We start from the raw sequence: 13,317 nt of genomic DNA, 5'->3' as shown, positions 1-13,317 counted from the left end.
CCTCATCCCTCATCCCTCATCCCTCATCCCTCATCCCTCATCCCTCATCCCTCATCCCTCATCCCTCATCCCTCATCCCTCATCCCTCATCCCTCATCCTTTATACTGTTGGCTTATCTTGTATAATGCTGATTGGCTTAAACTACTAGATACGATGAGGTAAAACGGCATGCGAGTACCGCTTTCGTGGTTACGCGAATTTGTTGATATAACGATTAGCCCAGAAGAATTGGCCGAGCGTCTCACGCGGGCGGGCTTGGAAGTTGCCAGCATTGATTATGTCGGGCTGCAAGCTCCTGCCGGCTCAGCGTGGGCACCCGATCTGAGCAGCACCACCCCACCAGATTATATTCCTTGGGATCGTGAGACGATTTTCGTGGGCCAGATTGTTGATGTGCAACCACACCCCAATGCTGAACGCCTAAAATTGCCGCGAATTGCCTACGGCGAAGGCCGCGAATTAACGGTGGTGACTGGCGCACCGAATATTGAATTTGGCATGAGCGGCCAAAAAGTGGTGCTAGCCACTAAAGGCGCTCGCTTGCTCGATGGCCATAGCGAAACTCGCCAATGGTTGACGCTCAAGCCAACCAAATTGCGCGGCGTACCATCCGAAGGCATGGTGTGCTCTGAGATGGAGTTGGCGCTCTCCGACGAACATGATGGCATTATCTTCTTGCCCGATGATGCGCCAGTTGGCACGCCCTTGGCCGATTATTGGGGCGATGCCGTTTTAGAAATTGAAACGACTCCTAACTATGCCCATACCCTGAGCATTCTGGGGGTAGCGCGGGAAGTGGCAGCCTTAACTGGGGCCGAATTGCGCATGCCCAGCTTCGATTTGCCAACCAATGGCCCAGCCATCGCCGATAAAATTCAGGTTGAGATTGTTGATTCGAGTATTTGCCCACGCTTTGTCGCTGGTTTGATCGAAGGGGTGAAGATTGCACCTTCGCCATGGTGGATGCAACGGCGCTTACGTTTGGCGGGCCAGCGTCCAATCAACAACATTGCTGATATTACCAATTATGTGATGTTGGAACTAGGCGAGCCAAGCCATGCCTTCGATGCAGATCAGGTGGCCCAAGGGCGCTTGATTATTCGACCAGCAGCGGCGGGCGAAAAGCTCGAAACTCTTGATCATAGTGTGCGCGAATTGCGGCCAATCGATACAGTTGTGGCCGATCCCAATGGCCCATCAAGTTTGGCTGGGGTTATGGGTGGTGCAGCCTCGGAAATTAGCGATAACACGGTCAATGTGTTATATGAAGCTGCTTTGTGGAATCCAATTGCGATTCGCCGCACGGCCCAACATTTCAAGCTTTTCTCCGAAGCATCAAAACGCTTTGAAAAAGGCGTTGACCCAACGCTGCCACCACGCACAACGATTCGCGGGTTGAACTTAATTCAACAATTAGCTGGCGGGACGATTGCTAATGGCTTGGTTGATGTTTGCCCCATGCCCTTCGCCCGCCGCGAAATTGAATTAGCCTTGGGCGAAGTTAAGCGCATCTTGGGGATCGATCTTGAGCAAGTCGAAGTTGCCAATTTGCTTGGGCGTTTGGGTTTTGAATGCGCGGTAGTTGAATCAAGCCGTGGCCCAGCTTTGCATGTGCTAGTGCCAGCCCATCGCACCGATGTTGAAATTGAAGCCGATTTGCTCGAAGACGTGGCCCGTATGTATGGCTATGATCGCATCCCCGAAGCCTTGATGGCCGATACCTTGCCCACCCAACGCGCCAATCCGTTGTTCGAGGCCACCGAACGCTTGCGCGATATGTTGGTAGCCGCAGGTTTAGATGAAGCAATTAGCTACTCGCTCAGCAATGATACCCTGCAAAATTCGGTGTATGTAGGCGAAAATGGGGCGACCGCTGAACAATTTGTGCGCTTGGAAAACCCATTAACTCCTGAGCGATCGGTGATGCGCCGCTCGATCTTGCCTGAATTGTTGAGCATTGTGGTCGGCGATTTGCGCGAACGCGAACGGGTAGCCCTATTTGAAATTGGCGCAGTGTTCCACCCTGTGGCGGGCCAATTGCTACCCGACGAGCCACGCAACTTGGCACTTATTTTGGCTGGCACGCGCCAACCAAGCACTTGGAGCCAACCAACTCCCGAAAGCTTCGATTTCTTCGACCTCAAAGGCGTGATTGAGGAAGTATTACGTCGCCACGGTTTGCGCGATCGCGCCAGCTTCCAAGTTGCCAGCGACGAGCGTTTACACCCAGGCCGTAGCGCTAAAATCGTGGTCGATGAAGTGGTTGTTGGGGTGTTTGGTGAGTTGCATCCTTTGGTGCGCGATCGCTTTGGCTTCAGCGTGCCACGAGTTTGTATCGCTGAACTAAGCGTTGATCAATTGCTCAAGGTCAGCCAACCGACCAAATATACCAGCATCTCGCGCTTCCCCGCCACGGTGCAAGATTTGGCTTTGGTTGCCAACGATGAGCTAGCCGCCGATCTGATTGCTAAAACCATCAAGCAGTATGGTGGCGAATTCTTAGAAGATGTGCGTTTGTTTGATGTCTACACTGGCTCACCGATTCCGGCTGGTCAGCGCAGTTTAGCCTTCCGCCTACGCTTCCGCGCCCCTGATCGCACCTTGGCCGACAAAGATTTACTCAAAACCCGCGAACGTTTGCTCAAGCAGCTTGAACGCGAGTTGGGCGTGCAAATTCGTAGCTAAACTATTTCAAGTGATGCAGGCATGCTGTACATTCGGCATGCCTGCATTTGCTATTTAAGCAATTTGCTGTTTTGCCAATTCCAAGGCTGCGGCTAAATCGTTGGCCTCAGCAATACCACCTTGGGCTTGTTGAGCGCTACCACCACCCTTGCCGCCAAATGCTGCCACGACCTGCCGCAAAATCGCCCCGCAATCCAAACCTTGGCCGGCAAAGATTAATTGGGGTTTGCTGGAGGCCACACCAAACAAGGCTACCCCCCCTGCTTGAGCCACCAAATTAGCCAGTTGGCGCACGGTTTGCGCTTCGCGCTGCCAAACTTGGGCGACAACCTTTAATTGACCAATCCGCTGAGCTTGCTCAACCAACGCTTTGGCTTCAAACTCCAATAGTTGTTGCTCGGCCTGTTGAAACTGTTTGCGTACTTGTTGTTCTTGCTCACGTAATCGCTCGACTGCTTGCTCGGCTTGAGGTTGAGCCACGCTAAAACCTGCGGCGATTCGGCCAAGCGCAGCATTCTTCCAACGCAAATCCTGCAATGCTCGTCCACCACACACAAATTCAATCCGCACACTCTCGCCACGCTTTTCGCTACGCCGAATATGAATCTGACCAACTGCGCCAGTGGCATTGGGGTGGGTTCCGCCACAAGCTGAATGATCAAAATCGCCAGCCGAAACCACGCGAATTGCTCCGGTTACGCTGGGAGCTTTGCGTAAGGCCAGCGTGGCGAGTTCTTCGGCGCTGACAAATCGCGCCAAAATCGGCAAATTTTGCCAAATTACTTGATTAGCGAGGGTTTCGGCCTCAGCAAGTTGCGCAGGGCTGGCTTCGCTGGTGGCCAAATCAATCGTGACATACTCGCTGCTAAGGTGAAAACCAACCGTGCGCCAATTGAATAGCTGATCAAATGCTGCCGAAAGTAAGTGTTGACCATGATGTTGCTGCATATGATCAAAGCGCCGTTGCCAATCCAGGCGACATTCGACAGTCTCAGCATCAATTGGCTCAGCGAGCGTATGCCACACCAAATCCTGCTCATCAGCCTGAACATCGACCACGACCACCCCGTTGACCCAGCCATGATCAGTGGGCTGACCACCACCTTCGGGATAAAAAGCGCTGCGATCAAGCGCCACCCGTTGCTGGTCGCGGGCCACAATCTGGGCTGACCATTCACGCAAATAGGCATCCTGCCAATAAAGTCGTTCAGTGCTCATCAACTGCTCCTGCAAAACAGAATATGCTATGATAGATCAATCTGTGTCAAGGAGGAACCTCAATGACGAGTAAGGCCGCCGAGTATTACGCCAAAGAAACTGAACGGGTTTGGACGATTGTGGCTGAGCAAACCGAGGCTAATTTGTATCAGCCAATTCGTGACGATGGCTGGAACGCTTGGCAAATTGTGGCCCATATTGCCCTGACCTCACGCCAAATTTTGCGTTTAGTGCAAAAACAACAGCAACAAGCCCAAACAGGCGATACCAGCCCAATTTTTGCCCCCGATTTTGATGTTGATCGCATGAATATTGAGCAAGTTGCGGCGTGGGAAGGCAAGAGCTTTGGCGAAATTCGCCAACATTGGGATAAAACTGGCGTGCAATTGGCTGAATATATTGCAACGTTGCAACCAGCCGATTTAGCACTACCCGTCGAATTTGTTAAAAAGCAACAGATGACCCTTGAGCAATTATTAAATCTGATTTCATTGCATATTCGCCTACATCGCAATGAAATCGAAACGGGCCTACGCTCGCTAGAATGAGGCTTCATGATTCTCGTTGATGCACACCTCGATTTGGCTTATAACGCAATTAATCTTGGCCGCGATTTGACCCAAACGGTTGATCATGGTCGCCAACGCGCCGCCGAACAAACTAGCGAATGGATTGCTGAGGCTGGTACATTGACCACCACCTTGGCTGAAATTGGCTTGCACACCCCAAGTATTGTGTGTGGCACAATTTTTATTTTGCCAGCAGATGCCCAAACGACGCTTGATGGCGTGGCCTATGCCACCCCCGACGAAGCCCACGATCAAGCATGGGAGCAACTGAATTGGTATAAACAGCAATGTGCCGCTGGTCATTTGCACTTTATCGACAATCAACCAGCACTCCAAGCGATTCAAGCTCGCAACGAGTCTGTGCCAGGGTTGGTCTTGTTGATGGAAGGAGCCGATGGCTTGCGCACGCCCGATGAGTTGATCGAGTGGTATGCGGCGGGTTTACGTTGGCTTGGCCCAGCGTGGCAGGCAACCCGCTATGCTGGTGGTACGGGCGCACCAGGCCCATTCACTAGCTTGGGCTTGGAATTATTGGAATTGATGCAAACGTTAGGGGTGGCGCTCGATGCCAGTCATTTGGCAGAGGAAAGTTTCTGGCAAGCGCTTGAACATTTTCAAGGGCCAATTTCGGCCTCGCACTCCAATTGTCGCAGCTTATTGGCTGGAGCCAGCCACCAAGATCGCTATTTAAGTGATGCGATGATCAAAGCAATTATTGAACGTGATGGCGTGATTGGAATTGCGCTTTACAATCGTATGCTGCGGGCCGATTGGGATGGCAGCAAAAATCATGTCACGTTAGAGCATGTGGTGGCGCAAATTGAACATATCTGTCAGCTTGCAGGTAATACGCAGCATGTGGCGCTTGGCTCCGACCTCGATGGTGGCTTTGGAGTTGAGATGATTCCGGCTGAAATTGATCGCTGGAGCGATTTACCCAAAATTGGCCAAGCCTTGGCCGAACGAGGCTGGCGCGAAAACGATATTGCCAATGTGCTCGGCCAAAACTGGTTACGCTGGTTCCAACGAATTGTCTAAGTTGCGGAGTTTGTGATCCACGAAGGATATGAAGGTTGCGGCTATGCTTGAAGGCGTTTGGCTATCGGAACATGTATTTATATTTCCAACCAATCCCCGATAGCCAAACGCCTACTCACTTCGTGTCTTTCGCATCCTTCGTGGTTAAATACGCTCTATGTTCTATGTTCTATGTTCTATGCTCTGATTTTACTCTTCTTCATCGAATACGCCGCTGAGTTTGCCGACGGCTCCACCATGCTCGCGGCGGCTGGATTCACCAAACTGCTCGCGGCGATAGACGATCTGGCCTTCCATCATGGTCAGCATCACTTGTCCACGCATCTCTTGGCCCATCAAAGGGCTGTTTTTGCCTTTCGAAGCCAAGGCTTCTGGGGTCACCTTCCAAATTGCTGCTGGATCAAAAATCGTCAAGGTAGCGGGGTCGTTTGGCCCCAACGAAATTGGCAGCACATCGATAATTGCCGCAGGGCCAATCGTCATCCGTGAAATTAATTCGACAATATCGATCTGCATGGTCTGGACTAAGGTCAACACCATGGGCAAGGCTAGTTCCAAGCCAGTGAAACCTGGGGCGGCAAAGCCATATTCACATTCTTTATCGACATGGGTATGCGGGGCATGGTCGGTAGCTACTGCGTCGATTGTGCCATCGCGTAGGCCTGCAATCAGCGCTGCCACATCTTCGCTGGTGCGCAAGGGTGGGCTGACGCGAGTACGGGTATCGTAAGGTGCTAATTGCGAAGGATCGTATGGGCCTTTGCCATCCCATGGCTCCATACTGCCCAGCACCCAGCGATCGGTCATGGTCAAATGGTGCGGCGTAACTTCGCCGGTCACGCGCACGCCACGAGCCTTAGCCGCCCGAATCAATTCCACGCCGCCAGCGGTGCTGACATGGCAGATGTGTAAACGCCCGCCTGTTTCCTCGGCCAAAGCAATATCACGGGCGATCATCACCTCTTCGCCAGCAGCAGGCCAACCACTCAAGCCCAAACGAGTGGCAACAGCACCTTCGTTCATTGGAGCGCCGCGCACGATGCTCAAATCTTCGCAGTGGTTCATTACCGGGCGGCCAGTCATTTTGCTATATAACAGGGCTTGACGCATGATGTGGGCATCCCACACGGGCGAGCCATCATCGCTAAAGCCATGTGCGCCAGCTTCGGCCAATTCGACCAAGGGAGCCAGTACCTTGCCCTCGCGACCAAGCGTAACTGCGCCGATTGGTAGCACATGAATTGGCCCATGGCGGGCAGCAATATCAAATTGTTGGCGAATCAGCGGAGCCGAATCCAGCGAAGGATTGGTGTTGGGCATCGGGCAAATCGTGGTATAGCCACCACGCACTGCCGCATCCATGCCGGTGGCAATGGTTTCCTTGCCTTCAAAACCTGGTTCGCGCAAGTGGGTATGAATATCAATGAAGCCAGGGGTCACAAAACAGCCCGAAGCATCGATAAATTCAACATCATCGCCATAAGAATCGGGAGCCATGGCCAACTCGATAACCTCGCGTACCCGATTATTTTCTAGCACCAAATCCCCGACGGTCGCAGTTTTGCGGGCTGGATCGATGATACAGCCGTTTTTGATCACAATCCGTGACATGTAGAACTCCACTGATTGGGCGTTTATTCGTTGGGCGTACCGCTGCCCATTTTATCGCGGGCTTCGTTACGGCTCAGAATTTCGCCACTTGATTCTTGTGATTGCTCGCCTAGCCAACCTAGCCAGACTAAGCCACCATTGAAGGCCGCCCCAAACAAGAGCATAAACCAACTTGGCAACGGGCCTACCGCCGCCCGATCATACACCTCACCAAACGATTGGGCAATTGTAGGATGAATGCCCACTTTGGTGACCCAGCTCAAAGCCAGCAGGGCAAAAATCCATACATAATTACGCCGTAAACGTCGGCTCATGGCTTCGAGTAGGCTAATATTAAAATGTGGCTCCATTAAATCTTGGGCCAAAAGTTCGCGCCAATGTGGCCCGCCAGTATCGCTATCTGGCTCTGGTGCAAGCATATCGGCGAAAAATTCGGTTTCCATCACCCGCACCCGCGTCCGCCACAAATCGTAAAAGCGATAGCGCCGCGCCTCGATAAACAAGAAAAACATAATCAACAACGAATTGAGCAGAATCATCACGGGGGTATTGCTGGGGCTGCTGAAGGCAAACGAAAGCGTCGCCCCAGTTGTTAGCACGGCCCAATTGGTTGTGCCATCGAGTCGTACCCGCCATGTGTTGGCGCGAGTCAATTCGCCACGATACAAATGCACCAAGGCGGTGTTAAATTCATTGGGAGTTAGCGGTCGAGTAATTGGCAGCGGCGCACGGGGCATTGGTGCGGCTGTGGTAACCCGTGGGCCACGCATGGTTGGTGGCTCAGTCGGGCTCGGCGGAATAAAGGTTGGGCGTTGCATAGCCAGTACCTTTGTGCATAAGAACATAGAACAAAGAGCATAGAACAACATTCAGCTATGCTCTTTTCGCTCGTCGGATCAATTAAGTCCTCATGATCGCTCTGTTCTATGTTCTATGCTCTTTGTTCTTTAGTAGCGATCAAGAATTTTGGAAAGTTCGTAGAGCTTGGCATCAAGCACTTTGGGATTCGCCAGCACTTCATCATAGGGCGTGACGGTTAATTTGCGTGATTGCATGCCAACCAAACCACCATTCTTGCCTGATAGCAACAACTCGACCGCGCCCGAACCAAGCCGGGTTGCCAACGTGCGATCAAAGGCCGAGGGCGAGCCGCCGCGCTGAATATGACCCAAAATTGTGGCCCGCGTGCGGAAGCTAAAGCTAAAGCCGCTTTCCTCGGCATCGATTTGGTTAATTTGGTCTTGGATGGTTTGGGCGTTCAAATGCGCCCCTTCGGCTGCCACAATCACGCAGTTGGTTTTACCCTTGCGAAACGAACGCTTGATCACTTCAACCACATCTTCAATCGTAGTATCAGGAATTTCGGGAATTAAAATTGCCTCAGCGCCGCCAGCCAAACCACCCATCAAGGCCAAATAGCCTGAGTGACGACCCATGGTTTCGATGATAAAGGCGCGTTGGTGCGATGAAGCCGTATCTTTAATTTTATCAATCGCTTCCAACACCGTGTTGAGCGCCGTATCAGCACCAATGCTCATATCAGTGCCGTACATATCGTTATCGATTGTGCCTGGCAGACAGATTGTGGGCAGGCCATGTTCAGCGGTCAGGGCCGCTGCCCCGCGCAACGAACCATCGCCGCCAATCACCACCAAGCCTTCGATGCCATGCCAGCGCAAATTCTCCATGGCTTTTTCACGGCCAGCGGGAGTCATAAATTCGGGCGAGCGGGCGGTGAGCAGCATTGTGCCACCCCGTTGAATAATGCCGCCAACATCTTTATATTCAAGCCGACGCATATCATTTTGAATGAGGCCAGCATAGCCTCGATATACGCCAAACACTTCACAACCTGCATGGAGCGCAGTCCGTGTGACTGCACGAATTGCGGGATTCATCCCTGGGGAGTCGCCACCACTGGTTAAAACGGCAATGCGATGCATGATCAAACCTCATTGAAGTTATTAATGCTTGAAGCGGCGACAGTGCCGTCGATGGCTCCCTTGCCATTGAGTTCAAAACACTTTTCGTAAGAGCCACCAGACCAAGATCACACTCGCCACCAGAAACCCCAGAAAACCAAACCCACTTACTGGAACGACAATGACGATTGAAGTTCGCCGGATTACCACCCACAAAACGATTGCGATTGCTACCCACAGGAGTAGCCGATTGGTTGACGATTTTCGCATATGTGCCTCGGCCTTGGTGCGCCCCATTATACCAAGAAGCGACTATTGCGTTGCTAATTCATTTCTTGCTTATCATGGCATTGTTCAATCCAAATAGCAAGCGTTTGCGTAGGGATGAAGGATGAATTATGAAGGATGAAATTTTCAACCACGAAGAGCACGCCGAACGAAACCACAAAGGACGCGAAGAGCGCAAAGGTTGCTTAATCCAAAGCCTACAACTTAGTGCCGACTGCTCTATGTTCTCAGTTCTTTTTCATCCCTCATCCTTCATCCTTACTATCAAAGGGGTTTTGTATGCAATCGTCGCTTGATCAGTCGCCGCCGCGTTCAGCCCAAACGGCGCTTTGGCTGGGAATTGTATTCAGTTTTGGCTTTACTGCGTTGATTTGGTGGGCTGGTCAGCGCTTACACGCGATCGAAAAGCTGCCCGATCAAGGCGCAAGTTGGTATTATTGGCAATTGCCTAACCCAACGCTTTGGTCGCGCGTAACCGCTTGGGGCGGCTATTTATTGCATCAACTAACAATTTGGGGCGCAATTTACTACGCTCAAACGCGAGTCAAAAAATATACCAAGGGCTTGCAAACGATCAATTGGGTAGCGCTTGGGGCAAATGCGCTCTTTATCATTTTGCACTTCATTCAGACCCATTTTTGGTACGACGGATTAGCCCAAGATGTGTCGATCTTCAGCTCACAAGGCTCCGTAATTGTCATGCTGGTCTGGATTTTGTTGATGGAAAATAGCCGCCGTGGTTTGTTTATGGGCAAGCGTGCACCAATCGGCAAGGAAATTGGCCGCGCAGCCCGTCAATATCATGGCTATGTTTTCTCATGGGCAGCTATTTATACTTTTTGGTATCACCCGATGGAAACCAGCAGCGGCCATTTGGTTGGTTTCATCTATATGTTCTTTTTGCTGCTTCAAGGGAGCCTATTTCTCACCCGCATCCACGTTAATCGCTGGTGGATGCTGACCCAAGAGGTGATGGTGCTCTTTCACGGCGCGATGGTGGCTTTCGTTCAGGCTGGGCCAACTGGCTTCTGGCCAATGTTCTTCTTTGGCTTTTTCGGCATTTTCGTTATCACCCAGATGCATGGCTTGGGCTTGAGTAAGGCTTGGCGCTGGGTACTAGGCGGCGGCTATCTCGCGCTGGTGATTGGCATTTACACATGGCGCGGATGGGATAAAATCGATGAAATTGTGCGCATCCCAGTGATTGAATATGCGCTAATCGCTGTGCTAGCTTTGTTGATTTGGCTGGTGCTGCAACTTGCCAAGCTGTTTACCCGACGCAAAGCCGTTTTGGTCAGCGATGAACAAAGAGCATGAGTGATCCACAAAGGACACGAAGGACGCAAAGGACAACCATTTATACATTCTTCGTGCTCTTCGTGCTCTTCGTGGATCATCATAAATTCAGTTTGGTATATTCTTTGCGATCACAACAAACTAATCGGATCAACGTCGATCGTCCAGCCTGAGGGGATTTTTAAGTCATGCAATAAATCAGTCGGGTCGGGCAGGCGCACCAGAATATGCCAACGATAGAGGTCGCGCACTTTTTGCAAAAAGGCTGGCGACGGTCCAATAATCGCCCAATCGCGGATGCGCCGCCGTTCTAGCTCCTCGCGCAGTTGGGTATCGAATTGGCGCACAACCCGCTCGACAGTTTTGTTCGATGGCGATTGTGTCATAAAGCGAATCAAGCGGCTGAATGGTGGATAGTGGGCGGTGCGGCGAAAGGCAATTTCTTCGCGATAAAATTGACGATAATCGTGCTGGGCGGCAGCCTGAATTGCATAATGTTCAGGATTATAGCTTTGGATAATCACCTGACCGCCGCCCGCCCGCCGTCCTGCCCGCCCCGCCACTTGCGCCAACAATTGAAATGTGCGCTCGCCCGAACGAAAATCGGGCAAATTCAGCGCAGTATCGGCGGTAATCACTCCAACCAAGGTCACCAACGGCAAATCAAAGCCCTTGGCAACCATCTGAGTTCCCACCAAAATATCGGCTTCGTGCTGGGTAAATTGATTCAGTAACGCTTCGTGTGAGCCTTTGCGCCCAGTCACATCGCGATCCCAGCGCATCACCCGCGCTTGAGGATAGAGCAATTTGACCTCTTCAACCACCCGCTGCGTACCGACCCCAAAATCACGAATGCGGGTGCTGAAACAGCTTGGGCAGTTGCGCGGAACCCAATCGACATGGCCACAATAATGGCAACGCAGGGTCGCAGGTGCAGCCGCGTCGCCCTCGGTTGCGTGCACCGCCAAGGCTACGGCACAACGGGGGCATTGAATCGTCGTGCCACAATCGCGACACATCACAAACGAGGCAATCCCACGCCGATTCAAAAATAAAATCGTTTGTTCGCGCTTATCGAGGGTGCGTTGAATCGCACTTTGCAACGGGCGACTAAACATCGAACGCACACCCGCCTTGAGTTCGCTGCGCATATCCACAATTTGCACTGGCGGCATGGGGATAGGATCAGCTTTGGTGACCCCTGCCACCGTTTTGCGCCCAACCCGTTCGTGCAATTCCAACACTTCATATTTGTTGATCTGCACGGCGTAGGCTGTTTCTAGCGAGGGCGTGGCACTGCCCAAAATCAACACAGCTCCAGCCAATTCGGCCAATTTTACTGCCAAATCACGGGCGTGATAATAGGGCGTGGCCTCGTGCTTGAAGGAATGTTCATGTTCTTCATCAACAATAATCAGCTGCAATTTGCCCATCGGCGACCAAATTGCTGAACGTGAGCCAATTGCCACCTGAGCATCGCCACGCCGCAAACGCCGCCATTCATCGTAGCGCTCACCAACGCTCAACTCGGAGTGCAGCACCGCCAATTGTTGCGGAAAGCGGGCAGCAAAACGGCGCACCAGCTGGGTTGTCAGGGCGATTTCAGGCACGAGCACTAAAGCTTGGCCGCCATTGCGCAAAGCTCGGCCAATTGCCCGTAGATACAGCTCGGTTTTGCCACTACCCGTCACGCCATGCAGCAACATTGGTTTAGCCTTGCCAGTTCGACTTGCTGTATCTTGGGCCGCAACAATTTGCCGCCAACCACGTTCTTGCTCAAGCGTCAGCTCGGGCGGAAACTCCAAGGGTGGGATGCGCCCCAGCAGCGGGTCGCGGCGCACCTCAATTTGCTCAAGCTGAATCAAATTGCGCAAGGCCAAACTACGCAAATGGTTCAAGGTTGCGCCAACATCACGCAACTCAGGCAACAGCACTGGCTCGCCATCCACTGCTTGTTCTAAAATCGCCTGAAAAATTGCGGCCAAGCGTGGCGCTTTGCTCAACTCAGCCAAGGCTTCGGCTGGATTGGCGCTGGTTGGCTGGGCACTCCATTCACGTTTGGGTTTGGCCGCAGGTCGTGAAACCAAACTACCCAAGGCAATCAAGCCACGTTCATGCAATTCGGTATAACTACGCCGCAGATCAGCGTCTGAGCCACGTAAATCAACGCGCAGCTGACGCTCGCTTTGCTCGCCAACCCGTCGTAAATGAAACAAAATCGCCCGTTCGCGCTCGTCAAGCGTGCCAAGTTCGATCTTCTGGCCATGCTCAGTTGGCCGCCAAGTGCGCTCAATTTCTTGCTTTACACCTGGTGGCATGGTCAATTGCACAGCATCCCACAGCCGCACGGCCTGAGTTTGGCTAAACCACTGCGCCAAGGCCAATTGGGCTGGGGCAGCGATCGCTTCGGGGTCGGCATGTTCTAAAATATCGCGCACCACAAAACCTTGGGGTCGTTGAGTGCTAAATTCTAAAACCACGCCCTGCACGCGACGTGGCCCAAGTGGAACCCACACCAATGCACCTACGCTCAAAGGCCGAAGATGCGGCGGTACGGCATAGGTCAAAATCGCATCGGGGTTATCGGGCAAATAGGCATTGAGCGCAACGTGGGCATACATAACGGCGAATGCATTTCCTTCACACAAAACAGCGCAGCTTCATCATAGCACATGCTTGCTAGCTTATT

9 protein-coding genes are annotated in these 13,317 nt (G+C 52.3%); 4 read left to right on the top strand and 5 right to left on the bottom strand.

Annotated elements, in window-relative coordinates:
• Positions 1 to 169 precede the first annotated feature (169 nt).
• Complete coding sequence (gene pheT / locus LCH85_24335) at positions 170 to 2,686, top strand: phenylalanine--tRNA ligase subunit beta (protein ID MCA0355135.1); 2,517 nt, start codon at positions 170 to 172, stop codon at positions 2,684 to 2,686.
• A 54-nt stretch (positions 2,687 to 2,740) separates the two neighbouring features.
• Here pheT and LCH85_24330 read toward each other — a convergent pair whose 3' ends face one another.
• Positions 2,741 to 3,904 (bottom strand): DHHA1 domain-containing protein, encoded by a 1,164-nt coding sequence (locus tag LCH85_24330; GenBank protein ID MCA0355134.1) that lies wholly within the window; start codon positions 3,902 to 3,904, stop codon positions 2,741 to 2,743.
• A gap of 62 nt (positions 3,905 to 3,966) precedes the next feature.
• On the opposite strand from LCH85_24330, the gene LCH85_24325 reads away from it, so the two are divergent.
• Positions 3,967 to 4,452: a DinB family protein gene (locus LCH85_24325; protein ID MCA0355133.1), complete on the top strand. Its 486-nt coding sequence runs from the start codon at positions 3,967 to 3,969 to the stop codon at positions 4,450 to 4,452.
• Between the two features lie 6 nt (positions 4,453 to 4,458).
• A complete protein-coding gene (locus LCH85_24320) occupies positions 4,459 to 5,511 on the top strand; it encodes a membrane dipeptidase (protein ID MCA0355132.1) in 1,053 nt (350 codons plus the stop codon).
• Positions 5,512 to 5,700: 189 nt separating this feature from the next.
• On the opposite strand, the gene LCH85_24315 is transcribed toward LCH85_24320, so the two are convergent.
• The 3 genes from LCH85_24315 to pfkA form a co-directional block, all read right to left on the bottom strand.
• Positions 5,701 to 7,122: a dihydroorotase gene (locus tag LCH85_24315; GenBank protein ID MCA0355131.1), complete on the bottom strand. Its 1,422-nt coding sequence runs from the start codon at positions 7,120 to 7,122 to the stop codon at positions 5,701 to 5,703.
• A 23-nt stretch (positions 7,123 to 7,145) separates the two neighbouring features.
• A complete protein-coding gene (locus LCH85_24310) occupies positions 7,146 to 7,940 on the bottom strand; it encodes a DUF2270 domain-containing protein (protein ID MCA0355130.1) in 795 nt (264 codons plus the stop codon).
• 129 nt (positions 7,941 to 8,069) lie between these two features.
• Positions 8,070 to 9,065: a 6-phosphofructokinase gene (pfkA, locus tag LCH85_24305; protein MCA0355129.1), complete on the bottom strand. Its 996-nt coding sequence runs from the start codon at positions 9,063 to 9,065 to the stop codon at positions 8,070 to 8,072.
• A gap of 546 nt (positions 9,066 to 9,611) precedes the next feature.
• Between pfkA and LCH85_24300 the strand changes: the two genes are divergently transcribed.
• Positions 9,612 to 10,649 carry a hypothetical protein gene (locus LCH85_24300; GenBank protein ID MCA0355128.1) on the top strand — a complete coding sequence of 346 codons (1,038 nt, stop codon included), beginning with the start codon at positions 9,612 to 9,614 and terminating at the stop codon, positions 10,647 to 10,649.
• Between the two features lie 110 nt (positions 10,650 to 10,759).
• Here LCH85_24300 and priA read toward each other — a convergent pair whose 3' ends face one another.
• Entirely contained in the window at positions 10,760 to 13,249 is a 2,490-nt protein-coding gene (gene priA, locus LCH85_24295) for a primosomal protein N' (GenBank protein ID MCA0355127.1), read from the bottom strand.
• Positions 13,250 to 13,317: the final 68 nt, after the last annotated feature.

The sequence above is a fragment of the Chloroflexota bacterium genome (assembly GCA_020161265.1).
Classification (GTDB): Bacteria; Chloroflexota; Chloroflexia; order Chloroflexales; family Herpetosiphonaceae; genus Herpetosiphon.
The sequence above is the reverse complement of the archived record's forward strand: the minus strand, read 5'-3'. Positions and strand labels throughout refer to the sequence as shown.